Origin of the sequence: Robertmurraya sp., assembly GCF_036676585.1 — a bacterium.
Lineage (GTDB): Bacteria > Bacillota > Bacilli > Bacillales > Cytobacillaceae > Robertmurraya_A.
In genome coordinates this window covers 1-23,301 of sequence record NZ_JAKFCQ010000044.1, presented here as the reverse complement: position 1 = coordinate 23,301, position 23,301 = coordinate 1, and the positions used below count along the sequence as shown (strand labels likewise).

Below are 23,301 nucleotides of genomic sequence, written 5' to 3'. Positions count from 1 at the left end.
ACTCACCCGTCCGCCGCTAATCTTCGGGAGCAAGCTCCCAAAGATCCGCTCGACTTGCATGTATTAGGCACGCCGCCAGCGTTCGTCCTGAGCCAGGATCAAACTCTCCAATAAAGAGTAAGACTAGCTCTTAAAGTTAAAACGTTGGCTAGTGTATTTTCAACACTAATCATTTTTGTTGACGTATGATTTGTTTAGTTTTCAAAGAACAACTTTCATCATCTCGCTCAGAAGCGACTTTATTAATATATCACAGCGTTAATATCATGTCAACACTGTTTTTAAAAAACATTTCCGTCAGCTACAAAGTCATTTTAGCGACATTTCGTAGCGACGGATATTAATATAACAAGAATCCAATCCTAGGTCAACAGAAAAGTGATATTTTTTTACGATAATTTTTCAGCAACTTTATAATATCTATGAAACACACCTTGTCCCTTTGTTTCCTGATTAACAACCTCAATATATCCTTTTTCTATTAAGTACTCTAATAACATACTTAAATCTACTGAGTATTCTTTCAGCTCATCATGACTTAAGATTTCTTGGAACGCCCAGAGGTCCTTTTGTGCTAACACCTCTTGAAGATGCATAATGCCTACTTTCGTTCTTGAATGAATAAGAAACTCACTTGCTAAAAATAATAGTTCGAGCCTTTTTTCAATTGATTCTTCACTCGTTACTAACTCTGAATACAATTTAAAAATTTCCGGCTCAATTTGTTTCACCTGATGCCAAACGGTCACTTCAGGATGAAAGCCATTTTCGATTACAGCAAGTCTTGCTAAATGATGAAGAGAGTGAACCACATGATTATATGCATCTAAATGATGTTTATTTTCAAAGAAGGCTTTCCCATCCATATAGCGACGAATTAATCTTGCAAACTCGAGTCCCATCTTTACCTTTCTACCATAGAAAGGAAATTCCATAAGCTCTTTCTTCAAATTATGAAGGTACTCATTACGATCGAATTGAATTTTTCCGTTATAAAACCAGTCAAAGATTTTACGATTTGTACCAAGAAGAATCCATTCATTAATTTGCGATTCTTTTACAACATGTAATGCAGCTTTTTTATTTTCATAGGTGTAATGTTTAATAAATACCGCTTGTTCCGCTTCCTTTACAACAATAAGTAAAACAGCATCAAACGTATCTGTAGTAGGAATGGATTTTTGTTTTTTCTCTATAAATAAGACACCAAGTGTATTTGCTTGGCTTGCCCGTTCCTGGTATAAAGGACGGAGAAAGTCTTCCATAGGAATTCCTCCCAATTCTTGATAGGCTATAATTTCGACGTCGAATATGAAACTCCTTCAAAATAAAAAGTCAAATTTCGACACAGACCTCCTTATTATATATTTATCTCATCAATAATGGTATGATATATTTAGCTTTTAGGAGGGAATAAAAATGGGTAAATACTCTAGCAAAATTAACAAAATTCGTACTTTTGCACTAAGCTTAATTTTTATTGGATTCATTATTATGTATATAGGAATCTTCTTCAGAACGGCTCCCTTAGTTATGACTTTCTTTATGCTTCTTGGGCTTTTATCAATTATCGCGAGCACCGTGGTGTATTTCTGGATCGGAATGTTATCTACAAAGACCGTTCAGGTAGTTTGTCCAAATTGCCAGAGAACAACTAAGGTATTAGGGCGAGTTGATATGTGCATGTATTGCAACGAACCGCTTACACTTGACCCGAGCTTAACTGGTAAAGAATTTGATGAAAAATATAACCGTAAAAACAGCAAAAAAGCTGACATGTAAGTCAGCTTTTTTATTTTCCATTTTTCACTTTTCTACCTAATGAGCTTCTTTAATCGCACAATCCGGACATGTTCCGTAAATCTCCATTCGGTGGTGACTCACTTTAAATCCGGTAACATGAGAAGCTAACTGCTCTACTTCATCAAGTCCAGGATAGTGAAAATCGACAATCTTCCCACATTTTTCACAGATTACATGATAATGATGAGTTGTAATAAAATCAAACCTACTGGATGCATCCCCATAAGTAAGTTCTTTTACAAGCCCAACCTCACGGAATACTCGTAAATTATTGTAAACTGTAGCCACACTCATATTAGGAAATTTACCTTCAAGAGCTTTATAAATATCATCAGCAGTCGGGTGTGACATGGAGTTTATTAAATATTCAAGTATCGCATGACGCTGGGGAGTAATGCGGACTCCAGTTTCTTTTAACGTGTCAAGCGCTTCTTTCAATTGATGCGACACCGCCATGCACCTCTTTCCTAGTAAAAATTATTACTTTATAATATTTACAATTAGTGTACTAAGATGTGTTATACTTTGTCAATATTCCTGCCGTGTAAATGATAAATATTTATTCTTGTACTTTTACTAATACATCAATTATTCCCTTCTGACTATTTACATATCTTCCTGCGACAAATAACAAATCAGATAGGCGATTTAAATAAGCAATTATTATCGGGTTTACTTGATCGATATCGACTGCACATCTTTCTGCCCGCCTCACAATTGTCCGAGCCATATGAAGGGCAGCGGCAGCAGAATTCCCTCCCGGCAAGATAAAATTTTTCAGTTCTTTCAGGTTCTCTTCCCACCGATCAATACAAACCTCAAGTTCCCTTACATGATCTTCCGTTACTGCGTTCATCACTTTCTTTCCTATCGGTGTAGCAAGCTCAGCTCCCACATAAAAAAGAGTGGTTTGTACAAGATTAAGTTTTTCTTTTATATCCTTCTCTGCTTCTTGATCATCTAATACCAAAAGACTTAAAGCAAGACCAATCGCCGAGTTCGCTTCATCACATGTCCCATACGCTTCGACTCTTTGATCACTTTTCTTTACACGCTCACCATAAAGCAACGATGTTTTTCCTTTATCACCAGATCTTGTATAGATTTTCATACCACACCTCTTTAGGTTAATTTCCCTTATTACTATATGTATGTGGATGATATTTCAATTTATTCAAACGAACTATAAGCACAGTCAAAAAAAAAACAGGCTATGATTAGCCTGTTAAAAAGTATCTGAGGAGGTATGCCCTAATATAATGTATTCACTACTTGTTTATTTGAATGGACAATAGCCTTTAAAATAAAAATTAGGCTGTAATTTTTTCTTTTAAAAATTGTAATGCCTGTTCCACATGACCTTTCACAGACACTTTTCTCCATTCCTTCACTACGATTCCTTCTTCATCAAGAATAAAGGTTGAACGCTCAATGCCCATGTATTCTTTGCCAAAGTTCTTTTTTAATTTCCATACACCAAATGCCTCTGACAACTCTTGTTCTTCGTCTGCTAATAATAAGAACGGAAGGTCATATTTATCAATAAATTTTTCATGTATACTCATTGGATCTGTACTTACCCCAATAATAACAGCGTTCAAGTCAGCAAAGCTTTCATGCAGATCTCGAAAATCACAAGCTTGTGTCGTACAGCCTGGTGTCATATCCTTTGGGTAAAAGTACAACACAATATTCTTCCCCTTAAAATCTGAGAGACGAACTGTCTTCCCATTGCTTGCAGGCAACGCTACATCCAGACCTACTTTTCCTATTACATCCATATATACCCCTCCAATATTCTATATACAGTTAGCCTATCTAACTTACAAATAAAATACAACTTTGGAGGGGTTAGTAATTAGTTCTTTTCCATATCAATGACTGCTCTTGCCACGAAAGCAGCAGGAATTGTATACCCTATCAGTGCTTGGAACACGGCTATTCCCCGTGCGACACCAACTGGTGATATGTCACCATATCCTACTGAGAAAAGGGTAATGGCACTAAAATAAATACTTGTTGCTAATCTTTCTATATAATGAAAGGAATTATCTGCTTGGTTGGTTTCAAGCAATACATCATGACCATGTATTTCTAATAAAAGATATAACAACCCAAAACCAATGGTTACCGTTGCATAAATAAAAGCAAGAAATAGAAAATTTTCGAATGACACCTGTTTCCCTTTAATTTTATTCGGGATAAAAAGCAGTCGTAAGCTCATAAAAAGACAAACGAAAATAATTAGTAAAGACAGAGAAAAGATCATATTCTTATCCTCTTTTCAAATGAATTCCCTCGCTTTACTATACGCACCACTCAATAATGTTATGACTGCATGTACACGGTCTTTAGTTCCCTGCTCCTCGATATCTTTTAACTCCCTCGTTCCATACAATCACAGATATGACAAAAAACACAACTCCAATAACGGGCGTCAAAAAGGAATACACGTACCATTCTTCTCTTCTCAAGAAAAACGCTGCTGGGTAAACTCCGACAAATGCAAAAGGAAGAATCCATGTGAGCACAAAGCGGATTACCGTGTTATAAATATCTACCGGGTACCTTCCATAATTCCCAATGTTGTACATCATTGGCATAATCGATGTTCTAGCATCTGCCCAAAAGCTGATACAGGCGATAAGAATAAAAACACCTGCATACACTAGAGATCCACCTATTACAAAAACTATGAACAAAAACGGATCGTACCAATTGATAGAAAGTCCAAGCCGGGTACCAGCGTATGCCATAACCACAAAACCTGTAATCGCACCGAATAAAGATTCCAATTCCATTCGTTCAAGAACAATTTGAAACAGGCTGTGTATAGGTCGAGTTAAGATTCTATCCAACTCGCCTTTTACTATATATCGCTCGTTAAAATCCCAAATATTAAAGAAGGAAGAAAATAATGCAAATGGCACGAGAAAGAAGCCATAAATAAAGATAATTTCATCCCGACTCCAGCCGTTTAAAAAATCGGTATGACCAAACACTACAATAATGAAAATTAAATTTACCGCTTGAAAAAGCAAATCTGACACTAGTTCAACAACCAGGTCTGAACGATATTGAAGTCTAGTTTTCAAATATTGACCAATATATTGTGCAAGCATTTGTAAATAAAACATCATATTACCCTCCTTGGATGACAAGCATTTTCTTGGCTAATATCCAAAGAGCCTGTATCGGAACGATTAAGATTAACACCCACATACCTTGTAGCATTATTGCTTGTATGGTCTCACTAAACGAAAAACCGTTTGTAAATATCATGCTTGGCACATAACTGATTCCTTGAAATGGGAGAAACTTAAGTACCTCTTGAATTCCCTGAGGAAAAAAACTGAGCGGTAATAAAAGTCCAGAAAACAAATCAATAATTACCCGCTTTGCTCGAATGAGACCTGTATTATTAAATAAGAAAAAAGTAGTCATTCCTGTTAATAAATTGATTTGAGTATTTATTAAAAAGCTTAGGACAATGGAAACAAAAAAGAGTGCCCATGTGTAAATATCAGCTGAAAAACGAATGGGAAAAATCAACGAAACGATAAGCATTCCAGGGACAGAAAAGAAAAACAAACGGAAGATTCCTTCACCAAGCCCCTGCATGGTCTTCATCGTTAAGTAATTATAAGGTCGAATTAATTCAACAGCTACCTTTCCTTCCTTAATTTCCATAGCCATTTCTCGGTCAATATTATTAAAATAAAACGCCCGTGCCATCCACGCGACCGCAACATAGGTAGTCATTTGGAGTACCGATAAGCCTTCAATCGTCTCCTTGCCCCCATAAATAGCCTTCCATAAAAAATAATAGGCTCCAATATTAATACTATAAATTAAAATACCTGTGTAATAATTAGTACGATACGCTAACATCATTAAGAATCTTATTCGAATCATCTCAATATATTTGTCCATACTTCCCACCTATACTTCACCTTTCTCATAAATCTTACGGATAATTTCTTCAGTAGAAACCTCCATAATCTTCACATCTTTTATCTGAAAGGAAGAAATCACTGTACCAATTAAATCCGAGACCGCATTCGCTTCGTCGGTCGTATAGGCAGTAAAATACTGTTCTTTTTCTTCTAACTCCCATTTAACATGTAACTCACGTGTTACATTTTCTAAGGCTGCAAGCTCAACACCCTCTAAAAATTGAAATTGAACTTCTTTTCCTTCACCCCATGTTTCCTTTAAGTTTTTCAAGGCTCCATCGTAAATAATATTACCTTCATCAAGCATAACGACACGGTCACAAAGTGCTTCAATATCCGTTAAATCATGAGTTGTTAATAGGATGGTTGTATTATATTTTTCATTTATTTCCTTTAGGAAATCACGAATTTTTAGTTTTACAAGTACATCTAGTCCGATGGTTGGTTCGTCCAAGAATAAAAGTGGCGGATTATGAATGAGAGCAGCAGCAAGCTCACAGCGCATTCGTTGGCCTAACGACAACTTTCGAACAGGCTTATCCAGAAGTGGTTCAATATCCAGTGTTCGAATGACATGCCCCATGTGGCGGTCATACTCTTCATCAGAAACTTTATAAACCTTTTTTAATAAACGAAAGGATTCTTGAACGGCAATGTCCCACCAAAGCTGTGAGCGCTGTCCAAATACTACACCAATTGTCTGAACAAAAGCCTCCCGTTCTTTATGAGGGTTCATTCCATTTACTAACACATCACCTGCAGTAGGTGTTAATATACCTGTTAGCATTTTAATGGTTGTCGATTTACCAGCTCCGTTCTCACCGATATAACCGACCATCTCTCCTTGCTTTACGGAAAAGCTAATATCATTAACCGCACGAAGCACTTTATAATTTCTCGTAAATAAGTCTCTAAACGCTCCCTTTAGACCAGATCGTGAAGAATACGATTTAAATTCTTTTCTTAATCCATGTACTTCAATAGCATTTTTCATCTTGTTTCCTCCATATCTATCAAACACAAATCTTAGTGTACCCAAACCACTATCTCTTCTCAACCAAATACACTTATCTGAAAAATTTGCTATAGTTGTACGAAGGGAAAAATGACAAAAACATGCTAAAATAAGGTCATTCGATTTAACTAGGAGGATTAACATGCAATTTACGAATTCTGAACGATTACATAATGAAGCATTAGAGGTTATTGTCGGTGGGGTGAATAGTCCCTCCCGTTCCTATAAAGCCGTCGGAGGCGGTGCACCAGTGGTTATGGAAAGAGCAAATGGTGCTTATTTTTGGGACGTTGATGGCAATCAATACATTGATTATTTAGCAGCTTACGGTCCTATTATCACTGGACATGCACACCCACATATTACGAAAGCAATAAAAAAAGCAGCTGAATCTGGTGTACTATACGGAACACCTACTCATCATGAGGTAAAGTTTGCAAAAATGCTTCAAGAGGCAATGCCAAACTTGGAAAAGGTTAGATTTGTCAATTCTGGGACCGAAGCAGTAATGACGACGATACGCGTTGCTCGAGCTTATACAGGGAGAGATAAAATCATTAAGTTTGCTGGTTGTTATCATGGACACTCCGATCTTGTTCTTGTTGCTGCAGGGTCAGGACCATCTACCCTAGGCACTCCAGATTCAGCGGGTGTACCAAAGTCAATAGCTCAAGAAGTGATAACTGTTCCATTTAATGATATAGAACCATTTAAGATAGCTTTAGATAAATGGGGCGACGAAATTGCAGCCGTTCTAGTCGAACCGATAGTCGGTAACTTTGGAATTGTTGAACCTGTAGAAGGATTCCTACAGCAAGTGAATGATTTAACTCATGCAGCAGGTGCTCTTGTAATCTACGATGAGGTAATTACCGCCTTCCGTTTTATGTACGGCGGCGCACAAGATTTACTAGGGATTCAACCCGACTTAACCGCATTAGGAAAAATTATTGGTGGGGGACTTCCAATCGGCGCATATGGAGGTAAAAAAGAAATTATGGAAAAGGTGGCACCCCTAGGCCCTGCTTACCAAGCAGGTACAATGGCAGGTAACCCAGCGTCAATTCTTTCAGGAATAGCTTGTCTAGAAGTGTTAAAACAAGATGGAGTGTATGAATATTTAGATCGATTAGGTGCCATGCTCGAGGAAGGAATTTTACAAGCAGCGAAGGAACACAACATCTCCATCACCATTAACCGCTTAAAAGGAGCATTAACGATTTATTTCACGGACGAGAAGGTTATTAATTACGAACAGGCTGAAAACACTGATGGAGAGATGTTCGGAAGATTTTTCAAGCATATGCTTCACCAAGGAATCAATCTTGCACCTTCGAAGTATGAAGCATGGTTTATTACAATTGCCCATACACAAGACGATATTGAGGCAACAATTCATGCGGTTAACAATGCATTCGAGCTATTAAAGAGCGAATAATTATTCATATTTTTATACATTACGGAACTTTACAAAAGTTCCGTTTTTTGCTATTTACTTATTGAAAACGCTTCCATTACTAGTATAAGACTCTTAATTTCCAATATTTTTTCCTTTCTCCCTATCCAACTTTTTGCATATTTAATTGATTTCTGAAAATTCATATGATATTATAAGTTAAACAATTTTGTTTCTGCTCGACCTTTCTTGCAGCCAGTGATACTTCCCAAAGAAGGTAAAGATCAAGGTAAGTCATTAACCCCAACCTTTAATACACTGACTCGCTAAACCAACGTTTGTATCCGCAATTATTTAAACTCATTTTTAACAAATAGATCTTTGATCAGGAGGTGAAACGGCTTTTGAGGGACGGAACATTCCCGATTAGCCGAAAAGTATGACAGAACAATGGACCCCTTCTTTATTTAAAGAGTTCTACCGCGAAGAGCATGATGCATGCGGTATTGTATCTAGCTTAGAAAAATCGAATAAGCCTACAAGAGAGAATATCTTTAATTGTATCAATGCACTTGTCACCATGAACCACCGAGCAGGATTTATTAACGGAGAAGGCGATGGTGTAGGTATTCACATTGATATTCCTAAAGCATTATGGAAAGAAAAGCTAACTAATGCAGGAGCTGACCAAAGCAACGTTGACAATGACAACTTCGTCGTAGGTCATATCTTCATTAGCAGTAAACACACTCCTGAAGAAATTAAAACTGACTTGATTGCTAAATTAAAAGATTCTAATTTTACTATTGTTTTTGAATCAGACGAAGTAACAAATTCTTCTGCCCTAGGACCTATTGCGATTCAAGAAAACCCTGTGTTCTGGCAGTTTGCTGCTTTAGCAGATGTTTCTGGCCAAGAGCTTTCTAAAAAGCTTTTTAACATGACTGTCGATTTTGAGAAAAATGAAAATGTACATGTAGCATCATTAAGCCAATACCATGCTGTATATAAAGTAATGGGCGCTGGCGATATTCTTCCTAAGTACTATGCTGACTTAGCAAATCCTATTGTTGCTTCTACTATGACACTTGGACACAACCGTTACTCAACTAATACATTGTCTAGCTTTTTCCGTGTTCAACCTTTCAGCGTTCTTGGACACAATGGGGAAATTAACACAATTGCTAAGCTAAGAGACGAAGCTCGTTTAATCGGTGTACCTCTTGTAAAAGATGGTAGTGACTCACAAGACTTAAGTAGAACATTGGAGACATTGATTTGTCGTGATGGATACTCACTATTTGAGGCGCTGGATTTAGTCTTCCCTCCAATCGTGAACGAAATTAAATCATACCCTGAACATTTACAAGACTTATATACTTATATGCGTGAGGCTTGGGGACATTTCGCACAAGGACCTGCTGGAATTATCTCTCGTTTTGGTGACGAAGCAGCATTTAGTGTTGATGCCCTTGGATTACGTCCACTTTGGATGCTTGAGACAGAAACATCATACCTGTTCTCCTCAGAACCAGGAATCATTCCATCAAGTGAATATGTAAATGAACCAAAGCCATTAGCACCAGGTGAAAAAGTAGGTTTTAAGTGGGATGGCGACACATTAAAGCTTTATGAGCATGATGATTACCAAGCTGCTGTATACGAAAGATTTTCTAGTCGTTGCGACATTAAGGATGCGAGACTACGTCTTGATGCACCAGCTCTTGAGAAAAATGTATCAATGAACTACCCAACAAAATTACACAACGGACAATACAAAGCATTTGGCTGGGAGCGTGACCAGGTTCAGTTAGTAGAACAGATGGCTGAAAAAGGTGTAGAGCCTATTCGTTCTTTAGGGCATGACTCACCATTAGCTTCTCTAAATCCTGAGCGTAAAAATCTGGCTGACTATATTAAAGAAAGCGTTGCGGTTGTTACAAATCCAGCAATCGACCGTGATCGTGAAACAGAACATTTCTCAACTCGCGTAATAATCGGTCAAAGACCTTCTTTATTCGAAAATAATAAAAAAGGTAACGTAGTAGAATTAACCACTCCTATTTTAATAGAAGGATCAGCTGGTTATGAGATTAGTAAAGAGCTAAGTCAACCTAGCTATGATCAATTAACGAATCATTTTGGACAACAAAAGCTTGTAGCTTATATTTCAACAACTATTAAGACTGAAGAGACAGTTGCTGAAGCACTATCTCGACTACAATCTGAAGCGGTTGAAGCTGTAAATAGCGGAAAAACACTTCTAGTCCTTGACGATAACCATGCACATCATGATGGTCAGTTATGGCTTGATCCTCATTTAGCAACCTCAGCTATTGATCAAGCACTTGTAAAAGCAGAGGTTAGAAGAAATTGTTCCCTTCTCCTTCGTTCTGCTGCTATCCGTTCTTTACATGATGTGATTGTTGCATTTGGCCTAGGAGCAGATTTAATTAGTCCTTACTATATGTTTATCACTGTATTTGATGAGTCAACAAAGCCATTGGTTAACCTATACTCTGCCCTTACAAAAGGACTTGAGAAAGTAATTTCTACAATTGGTATCCATGAGCTACGTGGTTATAGCCGATTGTTCTCTGCTATCGGATTAAACGATGAAATTGCAAATGCACTTAAAGTCGTTAATTTCTTTGGTTCTGAACATTCCGTGCATAATTTTGCAACACTAAAAGAAGATGCCATTGCAAGAGCCACTGACTACCATAATGAAAAGGAAAGAATCGGAAAAACATTCAACCTCTTCCCACGCATTTGGAAAGCAATTGGAGAAGTTGCTTCCACTGGAGACTACACTCCATTAAAGGAGAAAATCTCTGAGCAAGAAGAGCAGAATCCAGTAACGATTCGTCACTTAACAAGTTTAAAGAAAGTAAAGTCTACTGTAAGAGCAGCAGATGTTAGCTTAAAAGTAGGAGATCATGATCTTCCATTCGTTATCGCTTCTATGTCTTTCGGTTCTCAAAATGAGATTGCTTTCCGCGCTTATGCTGAAGGTGCAGATCGACTTAACATGGTTAGCTTAAATGGTGAGGGTGGAGAGATTAAGGATATGCTTGGTAAGTATCCACGTACACGTGGACAGCAGGTAGCTTCCGGTCGTTTCGGAGTTAATGCTGAATTATTAAACTCTTCTAACCTACTTGAAATTAAAATTGGTCAAGGCGCGAAGCCTGGTGAAGGTGGTCACTTACCTGGATCAAAGGTAACTGCGAAAATTGCTGAAGCACGTAATGCAACGATCGGTTCTGACTTAATCTCGCCTTCTAACAACCATGATATTTATTCAATTGAAGATTTGGCACAAATGATTCATGAATTAAAAACAGCTAACGACAAAGCAAAAGTTGCTGTAAAAGTTCCTGTTGTACCAAACATTGGAACAATCGCAGTTGGTATTGCAAAAGCTGGAGCAGATATTATTACCCTAAGTGGATTTGATGGTGGAACAGGTGCAGCGAGAATTCATGCCCTTCAACACGTTGGTCTTCCAGTAGAAATCGGTGTTAAAGCAGCTCACAATGCTCTTCTTGAAGCAGGACTGAGAGATCATGTAGAGCTTTGGGCAGACGGTGGAATTAAGAGTGTTCAAGACGTAATTAAGGTAATGCTTCTTGGCGCTAACCGTATCGGCTTCGGAACACTTTCTATGATTGCTATTGGATGTACAACTTGCCGTGGATGTCATCTAGATACATGTCACGTTGGGATTGCGACTCAAATCGATTCCGAAGCACAAGCTAAAGAACATGGTTTAAGACGTTTCGTTCCAAGACAATCTGACTTAGCAGTCCAAGCGATTGTAAATTTCTACACGGCATTTGCAAATGAGCTGAAGGAACTTACTGCATCACTAGGGGTAAAAAATCTTCAAGACATCGTTGGTCGCTCTGATCTACTTGAACAAACAAAGGGTCAAGAACAACTGAACTTAACATATTTGTTAAAGCCTCTTGAAATTGGTCAGCTTCATCATAAGGAAGCTGCAGCTACTGCAGAAGAAAAGCAGCTTCAAGTTGCAGTTGGAGCAGAGTATTTAGATGCGAGCGTTGATGAGTTACACCAATCACGCGAGTTCCATAGTGTTACATCTGAACAAAGAGTATTAGGTAGCCGAGTATCTTGTCACCGCGTACGTGGTCGATTAGATGGATCATACCGTAGCCTTCCTCCTGTTCAACTGAAATACAAGAAAGGCTCTATCCCTGGAAATGGCCTAGGTGCTTATAACAGCGATGGAATCAGTATTGAAGTTAACGGTGGCGCACAAGACGGTACAGGTAAGACATCTGTTGGTGGTAAAATCCTTATCTTTAAGGCTCAAGGGAAAAACGGCAAGTACTTGAATGGTTCCGTTGGTAAAGGCTTTGGATACGGAGCACAGCATGGTCTATTAGTTGCACAAGGAAACGCCGATGCTCGTGCGGGAATTCGTCTATCTGGTGCTGATATTATTATTGGTGGTCAAGTAACGAAACCAATTCCAACTGTTGAAAATGGAAATATCGGAGCAAGAGCAAATATTAAAGGTTTTGCCTTTGAATACATGACAAATGGCCGTGGCCTTGTTCTTGGTGATCCAGGACCATGGATTTGTGCAGGTATGACTGGTGGAGTTGTTTACTTAAGACATCAACCAGAAATGGGCTTAACAAAAGAAGCGTTACAACGAAGAATTGCTAAAGGTGCTAAAATCTCAATCACTAATTTAACAGCAGAAGGTAAGCAAGATATCAAGGAACTATTAGGTCAATATGTTGCATTGCTTCAAGAGCAAGGTCAAGAAGAAGAAGCTAATCAACTTGCTGAGCTTTTAAAACAACCAGAACAGCACTTCGTTCAAGCAATACCAGTTAAAGAGCAAGCAGATCCATCTGTTTCTACAGAGTGATTTTTAAATGAGCTTGTACAAAGAAAATGCCCCTTTTTGCGGGCATTTTTTTTTGTAATAAAAGCTTACAAAATAATATTGCATAAAAATCATAAAATATATAAAAAATCATATAAATAACCCTTGAACTTACATTTTAATCACTGTATAGTACATTATTGTTATTAAAACTTATCAGTAGTAGGAAAGGAATTATTTACTTATGAAGCTTGGCGCCCGCATTCTAAAGACGGGAATTGCAATTGTTTTATCTTTGTTTCTTGCGGAGGTTTTCCAATCACCTTCCCCTGTTTTCGCTGGAATTGCTGCAATTTTTGCTTTACAACCCACCGTATACCGATCTTATTTAACGATTATCGAACAAGCACAAGGAAATTTAATCGGTGCCATTATTGCCGTATTATTTGTATTAACACTTGGAAATAACATAGTTATCATTGGGCTGGCAGCTATTATTGTCATTATTATCAATCTTAAATTAAATATAGAAAAAACCATTCCACTTGCACTTGTTACTATTATCGCAATTATGGAAAATCCTAGTGATACATTTATTGAATTCGCAATTATTCGTTTTTCTACAATTATGCTTGGAATTTTCGCAGCATTTATTGTTAATTTAGTTTTCCTACCACCTAAATACGAAAATAAGCTATTCTTTAAAATATCAAATATGATGGATGAAATCACTCGCTGGATACGAATGAACACAAGAAACGCCTCAGATCATCATTTGCTAAAGAATGATATTGAAAAATTAAAGGATATGGTGATCAAACTCGATCAGTTATATATTTTATATAAGGAAGATCGAAATTATTTTAAAAAGAATGATATTGTCAAGGCAAGGAAGCTTGTCATTTATCGTCAAATGATTTCGACAACCAAACGAGCACTCAATGTGTTAAAAAGGCTTCATCGTTATGAAAATGAACTCTCTCAGCTACCAGAAGAGTTTAAACTAGAACTTCAGCAGCAACTCGATTGTTTAATTGATTCTCATGAACAAATCATGTACCGATTTGCCGGTAAGGGAAAGATGCCACCAAATCACGAGGTTGGCAACTTCTGTTTGAATAGAAAAGATCTATTTAATTTATTTCTTTCTCAACAAGATAAACTAAATGAGCATGAAAACGATAATGTCTTTTTTCATACGATGCAAGTCGTTTCCGCAATGGTAGAGTACGACGAAACTTTAGAGCATCTAGATGTTCTTGTTAACAGCTTCCATTCGTATCATAAAGAAGTCAATGAAGTGAAATTCGAGGAAATTCAAGATTAAACTAGGAAAAAGCAGCTGATTTTTGTCAGCTGCTTTTTGTTAGTTCTTCATTCGTGGGTCTAGTGCGTCTCGTAAACCATCCCCCATTAGGTTAAATCCAAGAACGGTCAACATGATGGCAAGCCCGGGGAATATCATTGTCCACGGTGCTTGTATTAGGAATGTTCTTGCATCCGCAAGCATTTTCCCCCATTCAGGGTTTGGTGCCTCCGCTCCAAGTCCTAAAAAACCTAATGCTGCAGCTTCAATAATTGCAGTTGCTATTGCTAAAGTTCCTTGTACAATTATCGGAGCCATACTATTTGGCAACACATGGTGAAATAAAATACGAGAGTTTTTCATTCCCACTGCTTTTGCTGCCATAATATATTCTTCCTGCTTAACCGTTAAAACTCTTGATCGTATTAAACGGCCAAAGTTTGGAATATTGATAATGGCAATCGCAATTAATGCATTACGTAAAGATGGACCAAGGACAGCCACGATTGCAATTGCTAGTAGAATACTAGGGAAAGCAAGCATAATATCAAATGTTCTAGAGATAATCGCATCTACCCACTTACCATAATATCCTGCTAATATTCCTAGTAGACAGCCAACTACGATCGATCCTAATACTGCTAAAAAACCGACCCATAAGGAGATTCTTGCCCCATATACAACTCTTGAGAAAATATCACGACCAAAATCGTCCGTTCCGAACCAATGATCACTCGATGGTGGTAACAAACGGTTAGACAGCATTTGCTCCTTAAACGTATAAGGTGCGATTAAAGGTGCAAATATTGCGACCAAAATAAAGAAAATAACAATGAACGCTCCAATTACTGCAAGCTTATTCTTTTTAAAGCTGATCCAAGCTTCCAGCCAGGGTGAAACAACCTTCTCTTCTGTTCCAATAATGGGCTGATCATTTTTTTGTGTTGAAAGTTCCATTGAAGCCCCTCCTTTCAATTAATGGTATTTAATTCGAGGATCTATCGCTGCATACAATAAGTCGATGACTAAGTTAATCATGACAAATATAAAAGCAATAACTAGTACTCCAGACTGCACTACCGGATAGTCCCGGTAACCAATCGCTTCATAAATATAACGACCAATTCCCGGCCAACTAAATATTGTTTCAGTAAGTATCGCACCACCTAATAATAGCCCAGTTTGTAGTCCTATTATGGTCAAAACTGGAATGATAGCATTTTTTAATGAATGCTTGTACACCACCCAAAACATCTTTAACCCTTTTGCACGTGCTGTACGGATAAAGTCTGAACGCATAACCTCAAGCATGGTTGAACGTGTGATTCTTGCAATGATTGCCATTGGAATTGTGGCTAATGCGATACTAGGAAGGACAAGATGTTTAATGACCTCAACGAGCTGATCAGTTCGTCCCTGAATGATGGTGTCAATAATATAAATATTAGTTATAGCAGTAACCGGATTTCTTACTTCTTCCCTACCAGAAGTTGGCAGCCAATCTAAATTAATAGCAAATACCCATTGTTCCATTAGACCAAGCCAAAATATCGGCATGGATACACCAACTAAAGCTAATACCATGGCCACATAATCGAACCATGAATTTTGGAACCATGCACTGATGATTCCAGCATTAACGCCAATTACAACTGCCACTAACATCGCGCAGAACGAAAGCTCAATGGTCGCCATTAAATAAGGGACCATTTCTTCAGAGATCGGAGCTTTTGTCCTAATTGACTCACCAAGATCTCCTGTTAACAAGTTTCCTAGATAATGAAAATACTGAACGAACCATGGCTGATCGAGTCCCAACTGTTTTGTTAATGCCTCAACCGCCTCCTTAGTTGCAAGCTGACCTAGAATTAACTGAGCAGGATCACCCGGAATAGCTCGAATCATAAAAAAGACAACTAATGATAATCCGAGAAGAACTGGAATCAAGGAAAATAATCGTTTAACTGTATAAGTAAGCATAGTCCACCTCGCTTCAATTTAGGATGAGTAGAGTGAAAAAAGGGAGCGAAACTCCACTCCCTTTTCCTCATTCATTATTTGAATTCAACCGTTGAAAGAATATCAGAACCAGTTGGATGCGGAAGGAAGCCAGTAATATTCGCTTTTCCTGCTAAAGCTGGTTGTGAGTGTACTAGTGGAATCCATGGAGCATCTTCTTTAATTAATACTTGCGCTTCTTTATAAAGCTTCTCACGCTCAGCTTGGTCAGCTGTAGATTGCGCTGCTACCAATAGATCGTGAACTTCTTGGTTTTGATAGTAAGAGTAGTTATTGCTTCCGATGCTATCTTGGTCAAGTAATACATATAAGAAGTTATCAGCATCACCGTTGTCACCTGTCCAGCCAAGTAGGAATGTATCCGCTTCTCCAAGGCGAGCCTTGTCTAAGTAAGTACCCCACTCATAAGTAACAATTTTAGCTTTTACTCCGATTGCTTCGAAGTTAGCTTGAAGTGCTTCTGCAACCTTTTGTCCATCTGGCATATAAGGTCTTGCTACAGGCATTGCCCAAAGTTCCATTTCAAAGCCGTTTTCGTAACCAGCTTCTTTTAAAAGTTCTTTTGCTTTTTCAGGATCATACTCATAATCAACTACATCATCATTGTATCCAGCAACAACTGGAGGCATTGGGTTCTTCGCAGGCTCCGCAGCTCCAGCATAAAATGCATCAATAAGAGCTTCTTTGTCTACTGCATAGTTAAGCGCTTGACGAACTAACTTTTCCTTCAATGGACCGCGCGTACTTGTTAAACCAAGGTAAGCAATGTTTAAAGAAGGACGGTAGAATGTTTGTAAATCTGCATTTGCCTCAATCGTTCCAACATCCGAGAAGTTTACACCATCAATTAGATCTACTTCACCTGAAGATAATGCATTTAAACGTGCAGAGTTATCAGGAATCGCACGGAAAATAACTTGGCTAAGCTTCGGCAATCCTTCTTGCCAGTATTCTTCGTTCTTTACGATTGTAATTTTGTCATTACGCTTCCACTCTTTAAATACGAATGGACCTGTACCAACTGGATTTTCCATGAACTTATCGCCATATTCTTCAATTGCAGCAGGGCTCGCAATTGCGAATGGGCTCATTGCTAAGTTTTTATAGAATGGTGCTAATGGAGAATTTAGAACAAATTCAACTGTGTAGTCATCTACCACTTTCACTTCTTTGATACGATCACCGAATTGAGAGTTATAGTAGTAGTATTGTTCTTTATCACCACTTGCCCAGCGGTCGAAGTTAAACTTAACAGCTTCTGCGTTGAAATCTGTTCCGTCATGGAACTTGATACCTTCACGCAGCTTTAATGTATAAGTTAATCCATCTTCACTATTCGACCACTCCGTTGCTAATCCTGGAGCAAGTTCAGTGTCTTGTTCTCCGAATTCAATCAGGGTTTCAAAAATGTTCTTTGTTACTTTGAAAGACTCACCATCAGTAGCAGTAGCTGGGTCTAGTGAGACCGAATCGCCACCACGTCCAAAAACTAATGTATCAACCGCAGCTTCCTCGCTTCCTGAACCTTCTCCTTCTGAAGAAGACTCATTAGCTGTGTTCTTGCTACATCCGACCAATGCTAATGAAAGCATTAGGATAAAAGCAAGGAACATAAGACTAGTACGCTTTTTCAATGTTTTTCCCCCTCTTAATCTGAGAGTTCACTACTCTCTTTTTTTATTTATCATCCATGCCTCAAGTCACTTTTTTAGTAAAGGTGACATGCAGCAAAGTGACCAGGTTCGACTTCTTTCATTTCGGGTCTTGTTGTTTTACAGATATCCATGCAATCCCTGCAGCGTGTGTGAAACGCACAACCCAATGGAGGGTTAGATGGGCTTGGAAGATCTCCGCTTAAAAGCTCCCGATCCTTTTTGACATCTGGGTCAGGAATCGGAATGGAATCAAGTAAAGCTCTTGTATACGGGTGGAGAGGCTTTTCGTAAAGCTTCTCTGATTCAGTAATCTCTACCAATCTACCTAAATACATAACTCCCACTCGATCACTAATATGTTTGACTACTCCTAGATCATGAGCAATAAAGATATACGTTAAACCAAAGTCCTTTTGCAAATCCTCAAGAAGATTTAACACCTGTGATTGAATGGATACATCAAGTGCTGAAACAGGTTCATCAGCGATAATAAGCTTTGGCTTGGTCATTAATGCACGAGCAATACCTATCCGTTGCCTTTGACCACCGCTGAATTGATGCGGGTATCTCTTCGCATGGTAACTGCTCAAACCAACAACCTCAAGCATTTCTCTCACTCTTCTTTTCCGCTCTTCCTTATCACCAATTCCATGAACGATAAGCGGTTCTTCGAGAATCTTTTCAACCGTATGTCGAGGGTTTAGAGAGGCAAAAGGGTCCTGAAAAACCATTTGAATTTCTTTTCTCATTTTTCTCATTGCATTTGAATTAAGACTTGTTAATTCTTGATCCTCAAAAAAGACCTTTCCCTCTGTCGCCTCTAACAAACGCATTAAAACACGGCCAGTTGTTGATTTACCACAACCAGATTCACCAACAAGACCTAACGTTTCTCCCTTTCGAACATAAAAACTAACATCATCAACTGCTTTTACATGGCCGACTGTTTTTCCAAACAAGCCGCCTGTAATAGGAAAATACTTTTTTAGATTATCAACTTTCAATAAAACATCAGTCATGAGCAACAACTCCTTCATGGAGGAAGCATCTTACACTTTGACCATTCTCCAATTGATAGAGTTTCGGATCCTCTATGTAACAACGATCATGCGCCTTATCGCAGCGGGCTGCGAAACGACAGCCTTTTTGTATGGATCCAGGCTTCGGAACGTTCCCAGGAATAGAATAAAGCCGCTCCTTTTTCTCTCTAACATCTGGTACTGATTGTAATAGTCCCATAGTGTATGGATGTTTTGGGTTTTTGAATATATCTCTTACTTCTGCTTCCTCAACAATTTTCCCCGCATACATAACGATAACCCGCTGACAAAGGTCTGCGACTACTCCTAGATCATGGGTAATCATGACGATTGCTGTATCCAGTTTTTCGTTCAAATCCTTCATTAACGCTAGAATTTGTGCCTGTATCGTAACATCCAATGCGGTTGTCGGCTCGTCGGCGATTAATAGTCGTGGGTGACAGGAAAGGGCCATCGCAATCATGACACGCTGTCTCATGCCACCTGATAGCTGATGAGGGTATTCATCAATTATTTGTTCAGCACGAGGAAGTCCAACTAGCTTTAACATCTGGATCGCTTCGATTCGTGCTTCTTTTTTACTCATTTTCTTATGTATTCGAATTCCTTCTATTAATTGATTTCCTATTGTAAAAAGCGGATTAAGGGAAGTCATCGGCTCTTGGAAAATCATCGCTACTTCATTGCCTCTTATCTCACGCATTCTTTTCTCTGAAGCTTGAACGAGATTTTCACCATTTAACCAGATCTCACCATTTGTTATTTTTCCTGGTGGCTGGGGAACGAGCTTCATAATCGACAAGGAAGTCACGCTCTTTCCACATCCTGACTCACCAACTATCCCTAGAATCTCTCCCTTATTTACAGAGAAGCTGATTTGGTCAACGGCAGGAATCTCTCCATCTGCGGAAAAAAAGGTCGTCTGGAGCTGTTTTACATCTAATACTGGAGTTTGACTCACAAAGTTACTCCTCTCTTACTGAATATTCAATTCATTCTTTTTTTTCATTTTATTCTATAAATACTGGTAAGTCTACAACTATTTCTCAATCTTACTAATTTTTAGAATAATATGTTAACATAGTAATTTTTTCTTGCCATACTCTCTATCCTATGAATACCTCTTAGAAGAAATGACAAAAAGCCCCCGAAGGTTTCTCCCTCGGGGTGATGCTAATGCTCCAACTGTTGAATTTGGAATAATTTATAGTAGTTCCCTTGCTTTTTCATCAGTTCTTCATGCTTTCCGATTTCAGAAATCTCCCCATTCTCTATCAAGACTATTCGGTCTGCATGAGTGATCGTGGACAGTCGATGAGCAACAATAAAGGTTGTTCGGTCCTTAGCCAGCTTTTCAAAAGCTTCTTGAATTAATGATTCACTCTCTAAATCTAAAGCGGAAGTGGCCTCATCCATCACAAGAATTGGTGGATTTTTAATAAATACTCTAGCAATAGCTATCCGCTGCTTTTGCCCACCAGAAAGCTTAACACCTCTTTCTCCTACCTTTGTTTCGTACCCTTCTGGTAGGTTCATGATAAATTCGTGAGCATTTGCTGCCTTTGCAGCTGCAATTACCTCTTCATCTGAAGCTCCAGGTTTAGCTAGTAAAATATTCTCTTTAACCGAATCACTAAACAAAATACTATCTTGTAAAACCATTCCAATTTTATCTCTTAGTGAACGTACTTGTAAGGAACGGATATCTTGTCCATCTAAATAAATCGCTCCACCTGTCACATCATAAAACCTAGGAATTAAGCTAATCAAAGAGGATTTACCTCCACCGCTCATACCTACGAGTGCAATGGTCTCCCCTGGTGTCACTTCGAGATTTATGTTTTTTAATATATCTTGTTCATTCTCATTGTATCGAAAAAACACATTTTGGAAATGGACGTTCCCAACCACATTGGTACATTCAACTGCATTGGGTGAATCATCAATATCATATTTTTCATCTACAAACTCAAACACACGATCCATGGAGGCAATTGATTGTGTCAATGTCGTGGACGAATTAACCAATCTACGTAACGGATTATACAAACGATCAATATATGCAATAAACGCCACCATTTCTCCTATCGAAAGATCCCCTTGAATAACCTCATAGCCTGAGTATCCGATCACAATGAGCGGAGCAATGTCTGTTATCGTATTTACAACCGCAAAGGCTTTCGCATTCCACTTCGTATGGTCTAGAGCTTTTGTAAGAAAATTCCTATTTTGCTTGTCAAAGCGTTCCTGCTCATAGTCTTCTACTGCAAAGCTTTTAATAACAGACATTCCTTGAACTCTCTCATGGAGAAAGCTTTGTACTTCAGCAAGAGCCTGTGATCTTTTTCTTGTAAGTCCCCGTAAATTGCCGAAAAAAAACTTTACGGAAAAAGCGTAAAAAGGAAACAAAACAAGTGAAACAAGTGTTAACTTAACATCCATCATCATCATTAAGATGATCGCTATTGCTATCGTAGCCATATCAAGCCATAAATTCATTAGTCCGGTAATGACAAATGTTTTTGTTTGCTCGACGTCATTAATAACACGTGAGATGACTTCTCCCGCTTTGGTATTTGAGTAATACTTAAAGCTCAATTTTTGAATATGAGTGTAAAGCTTGTCTCTTATATCGTATAAAATTTTACTAGCAACCCATTGAGCATAATATTGTCGATAGTACTCAATTGGCGGTCTAGCAACAACAAAAATAACCATCATAATGGCCATTATCATAAATAGCTTACTCGTTTTTTCTTCAGAAGATAATGTTTGATTACCAACGATATCATCTAGGACATATTTGATTAAAATCGGAATTAATAGCGGTATGACAAACTTAATGATTCCAATAATGATTGTCCCGATGATTTGTAATCGATACGGTTTTACAAAGTGTAAATACCTTCGAATGCTACTCATCCTGACACCCTCCATTCAGCTCTTACTCACATAAAGAAAAACCTGTTGCAACTAGTGACAACAGGCGTTTTTCTTTCGTTAAATGATTACCGTCTGTATGTTAAATATCTTTCGTACCATGTATCAATAAAATCCGGTGCAAAAGGTCCTTTTCGTTGACGAATCCAACTAATCAGGTTGTCCACATTTGCGCGAAGAATTTTATCAATGACTTCCGGGTAGTTCATCTCAATACGATGACGCTCGTACTCATCCTCGTCTAACAAATTAAAAGTCATATCTGGAAACACTTTAATATCAAGGTCATAGTCAATGTATTTTAATGCTTCTCCATCAAAAATAAATGGGGAGCTTATGTTGCAATAATAATACACTCCATCTTCACGTATCATTCCGATGACATTAAACCAGTATTGAGAATGAAAATAACATATAGCTGGTTCTCTAGTAATCCACGTTCTTCCATCCGATTCAGTTACGATGGTACGGTCATTTCCACCAATGACTAATCCTTGCGTTCCCTTTAATACGGTAGTCTCCTCCCATACTCGATGGATGTGACCATTATGTTTGTAACTATGTATTTGGATCGGTTCACCTTCCATGGGTACGCCCATTTTTCTCCCTACTTTCATTATCCGAACGCTCCCGAAACCTAAAAAATGCTAATATAATAAAAGTTTTCCTCAAAAGGTTACAAAGAACATTTCCTGTTTTCTACTATTATAACGGTAAAACATCGAATTTAAAACAAAGAGCCCTTGAAATTTCTCAAAGGCTTTATAATTTACGTATAAAATTAGTTGAATTGTATTATTTTTTCACTTTTTATCTTTTTAAAGCTGTTTCTGCTTCCTGATATGAGCGAATAAGCTCCTCCGTTTGCCTTTCAAAAATTTGATGAATTTCACGCAAATCCTGCTTCATTTGCTGAATCTCATCCTGAATACTTTCCAACTTCGCATGCTTTTGCAGCAATCTCAATTCCTCTTCAATTTCCTGACAGCGTTCAAGCTCTGTTTGTATGTATAGTAGCTTTTCCATTGTAGCCATTTGTTCACCAACTAATCGTGAAAAATCACTCACCTTTGTCCACCGCCTTCTTTTTCGATATATATACTATTCGGTAAGGTTCATGAGTTTCCTTTGACTAGTTATGTAGACGTATTAGAAGTTTTGTCGAACACAGAAAAGCGGAAGCGCCCGTTTAGCAACGTATGGACTGGAGAGCTTCGACTGAGATAAAGGAAACACGGAGAGCGTAAGCGATTCGATGTTGACTTATCGTAGGGAGAAGATCGAAGTACACTAGTTGCTGGGCG

At 38.2% G+C, this 23,301-nt stretch carries 20 protein-coding genes and 1 rRNA gene; 4 read left to right on the top strand and 17 right to left on the bottom strand.

What is annotated here, in order from left to right; genetic code table 11:
• Together ACGLXV_RS05570 and ACGLXV_RS05565 are read right to left on the bottom strand one after the other, a co-directional pair.
• Positions 1-114: ribosomal RNA gene (locus ACGLXV_RS05570) — 16S ribosomal RNA — on the bottom strand; the annotation flags it as partial.
• A gap of 275 nt (positions 115-389) precedes the next feature.
• On the bottom strand, positions 390-1,265 hold the full coding sequence (locus tag ACGLXV_RS05565; protein ID WP_391557856.1) for a nucleotidyltransferase-like protein: 876 nt from the start codon (positions 1,263-1,265) through the stop codon (positions 390-392).
• Positions 1,266-1,419: 154 nt separating this feature from the next.
• On the opposite strand from ACGLXV_RS05565, the gene ACGLXV_RS05560 reads away from it, so the two are divergent.
• A complete protein-coding gene (locus ACGLXV_RS05560; protein ID WP_391557855.1) occupies positions 1,420-1,782 on the top strand; it encodes a YgzB family protein in 363 nt (120 codons plus the stop codon).
• A 36-nt stretch (positions 1,783-1,818) separates the two neighbouring features.
• On the opposite strand, the gene perR is transcribed toward ACGLXV_RS05560, so the two are convergent.
• From perR to ACGLXV_RS05525, 7 genes are all read right to left on the bottom strand, one after another.
• Entirely contained in the window at positions 1,819-2,259 is a 441-nt protein-coding gene (perR, locus tag ACGLXV_RS05555; protein ID WP_119707042.1) for a peroxide-responsive transcriptional repressor PerR, read from the bottom strand.
• Positions 2,260-2,362: 103 nt separating this feature from the next.
• The gene (locus ACGLXV_RS05550) at positions 2,363-2,914 is read right to left on the bottom strand and encodes a cob(I)yrinic acid a,c-diamide adenosyltransferase (protein ID WP_391557854.1); all 552 of its coding nucleotides are present in this window, start codon (positions 2,912-2,914) and stop codon (positions 2,363-2,365) included.
• A 199-nt stretch (positions 2,915-3,113) separates the two neighbouring features.
• Positions 3,114-3,584: a thioredoxin-dependent thiol peroxidase gene (gene bcp / locus ACGLXV_RS05545; RefSeq protein WP_391557853.1), complete on the bottom strand. Its 471-nt coding sequence runs from the start codon at positions 3,582-3,584 to the stop codon at positions 3,114-3,116.
• A 77-nt stretch (positions 3,585-3,661) separates the two neighbouring features.
• Positions 3,662-4,072 (bottom strand): potassium channel family protein, encoded by a 411-nt coding sequence (locus tag ACGLXV_RS05540; RefSeq protein ID WP_119707039.1) that lies wholly within the window; start codon positions 4,070-4,072, stop codon positions 3,662-3,664.
• 82 nt (positions 4,073-4,154) lie between these two features.
• The gene (locus ACGLXV_RS05535) at positions 4,155-4,940 is read right to left on the bottom strand and encodes an ABC transporter permease (RefSeq protein WP_391557857.1); all 786 of its coding nucleotides are present in this window, start codon (positions 4,938-4,940) and stop codon (positions 4,155-4,157) included.
• Between the two features lie 4 nt (positions 4,941-4,944).
• The gene (locus ACGLXV_RS05530) at positions 4,945-5,736 is read right to left on the bottom strand and encodes an ABC transporter permease (RefSeq protein WP_391557852.1); all 792 of its coding nucleotides are present in this window, start codon (positions 5,734-5,736) and stop codon (positions 4,945-4,947) included.
• Positions 5,737-5,745: 9 nt separating this feature from the next.
• A complete protein-coding gene (locus ACGLXV_RS05525) occupies positions 5,746-6,753 on the bottom strand; it encodes an ABC transporter ATP-binding protein (protein ID WP_119707038.1) in 1,008 nt (335 codons plus the stop codon).
• A gap of 163 nt (positions 6,754-6,916) precedes the next feature.
• On the opposite strand from ACGLXV_RS05525, the gene ACGLXV_RS05520 reads away from it, so the two are divergent.
• The 3 genes from ACGLXV_RS05520 (at position 6,917) to ACGLXV_RS05510 (ending at position 14,364) form a co-directional block, all read left to right on the top strand.
• On the top strand, positions 6,917-8,212 hold the full coding sequence (locus ACGLXV_RS05520; RefSeq protein WP_391557851.1) for a glutamate-1-semialdehyde 2,1-aminomutase: 1,296 nt from the start codon (positions 6,917-6,919) through the stop codon (positions 8,210-8,212).
• A gap of 397 nt (positions 8,213-8,609) precedes the next feature.
• The gene (locus ACGLXV_RS05515) at positions 8,610-13,079 is read left to right on the top strand and encodes a glutamate synthase-related protein (protein WP_391557850.1); all 4,470 of its coding nucleotides are present in this window, start codon (positions 8,610-8,612) and stop codon (positions 13,077-13,079) included.
• Positions 13,080-13,281: 202 nt separating this feature from the next.
• On the top strand, positions 13,282-14,364 hold the full coding sequence (locus tag ACGLXV_RS05510) for an FUSC family protein (RefSeq protein ID WP_391557849.1): 1,083 nt from the start codon (positions 13,282-13,284) through the stop codon (positions 14,362-14,364).
• Between the two features lie 39 nt (positions 14,365-14,403).
• Here the strand turns inward: ACGLXV_RS05510 and ACGLXV_RS05505 are convergent, their stop codons facing one another.
• From ACGLXV_RS05505 to ACGLXV_RS05470, 8 genes are all read right to left on the bottom strand, one after another.
• Positions 14,404-15,300 carry an ABC transporter permease gene (locus ACGLXV_RS05505; protein ID WP_391557848.1) on the bottom strand — a complete coding sequence of 299 codons (897 nt, stop codon included), beginning with the start codon at positions 15,298-15,300 and terminating at the stop codon, positions 14,404-14,406.
• Positions 15,301-15,318: 18 nt separating this feature from the next.
• Complete coding sequence (locus ACGLXV_RS05500; protein WP_119707033.1) at positions 15,319-16,323, bottom strand: ABC transporter permease; 1,005 nt, start codon at positions 16,321-16,323, stop codon at positions 15,319-15,321.
• Between the two features lie 74 nt (positions 16,324-16,397).
• Complete coding sequence (locus tag ACGLXV_RS05495) at positions 16,398-17,996, bottom strand: ABC transporter substrate-binding protein (protein WP_119707032.1); 1,599 nt, start codon at positions 17,994-17,996, stop codon at positions 16,398-16,400.
• A gap of 74 nt (positions 17,997-18,070) precedes the next feature.
• Positions 18,071-19,036: an ABC transporter ATP-binding protein gene (locus ACGLXV_RS05490; protein ID WP_391557847.1), complete on the bottom strand. Its 966-nt coding sequence runs from the start codon at positions 19,034-19,036 to the stop codon at positions 18,071-18,073.
• Positions 19,029-20,018 (bottom strand): ABC transporter ATP-binding protein, encoded by a 990-nt coding sequence (locus ACGLXV_RS05485; RefSeq protein ID WP_391557846.1) that lies wholly within the window; start codon positions 20,016-20,018, stop codon positions 19,029-19,031. Before ACGLXV_RS05485 ends, ACGLXV_RS05490 begins: the two co-directional genes overlap by 8 nt.
• 212 nt (positions 20,019-20,230) lie before the next feature.
• Positions 20,231-21,979: an ABC transporter ATP-binding protein gene (locus ACGLXV_RS05480; protein ID WP_391557845.1), complete on the bottom strand. Its 1,749-nt coding sequence runs from the start codon at positions 21,977-21,979 to the stop codon at positions 20,231-20,233.
• 86 nt (positions 21,980-22,065) lie between these two features.
• Positions 22,066-22,596: a nucleoside tri-diphosphate phosphatase gene (gene ntdP / locus ACGLXV_RS05475; RefSeq protein WP_119710494.1), complete on the bottom strand. Its 531-nt coding sequence runs from the start codon at positions 22,594-22,596 to the stop codon at positions 22,066-22,068.
• 211 nt (positions 22,597-22,807) lie between these two features.
• Entirely contained in the window at positions 22,808-23,065 is a 258-nt protein-coding gene (locus ACGLXV_RS05470; protein WP_119707028.1) for a YgaB family protein, read from the bottom strand.
• Between the last annotated feature and the right edge of the window lie 236 nt (positions 23,066-23,301).